The sequence below is a fragment of the Sphingomonas sp. GW821-FHT10F11 genome (assembly GCF_058809095.1).
Genome location: NZ_JBXASH010000022.1, coordinates 1 through 732 on the forward strand (window position 1 = coordinate 1; position 732 = coordinate 732).

Annotated in this window: 1 protein-coding gene; it reads right to left on the bottom strand. The window is 61.9% G+C overall.

The window, feature by feature from the left end; genetic code table 11:
* Positions 1–192 precede the first annotated feature (192 nt).
* Positions 193–537: an endonuclease domain-containing protein gene (locus tag AC1RT8_RS24685; RefSeq protein ID WP_493079209.1), complete on the bottom strand. Its 345-nt coding sequence runs from the start codon at positions 535–537 to the stop codon at positions 193–195.
* Positions 538–732 lie beyond the last annotated feature (195 nt).

Sequence of the window (732 nt, forward strand, 5' to 3'; positions counted from 1 at the left end):
CGGCCTCCCGCCTGCCACCGCACCTGCATTTATAATCGCAGATGCGGCGTCAGGTAAGTTACAAGGGGCTCCGGGAGTTCTCGATAGCTCCCGGAGCCCCTCACCAACTCCGACTAGATCGCTGCGCTCTCAAGTCTCCGTATCCTCTCCCACTGGAGAGGAGTCAGGAGCGGACTCTCCATTTGAGACGAATCAGGACCGCGCCATCTTCAGCATGGCGCGGATTTCCTCGACGACGCCTTCGGCATTCGCCAGCACATCATGGTTCCAGAAACGGACGATGGTATAGCCGTTCGCCTCGAAGGACCGCGTTCGTGGTGCATCCGCCTCTGGCGAATGCTGTCCGCCATCCAGCTCCACGACCAGCCTGGCCTGCTCGCAGACGAAATCGCCGATACCGCCGCTCGACGGCTGCTGGCGACGGAACTTCGCGCCCTCGACCTGCCGGTTACGGAGATAGTGCCACAGGCGCTGTTCGGCCTCGGTCGGGTCGGCGCGCATCGCGCGGGCAAGCCGGGTCAGGCGCTTGGCGGGCATGCAGCGAAGACTAGCCCCATTTCCTCTCCTTTGGGAGAGCAGGCACGCCAGAAACGAATCCATCTTCCTCTCCAGTGGGAGAGGATACGAAGACTTGAGAGCGCAGCGATCTAGTCGGAGTTGGTGAGCGACTGTCTTGGCAGTCAAGCGCTGGCCCATGGTTTTTGGTCCCGGATGATGGCGTTGAGGACGGTG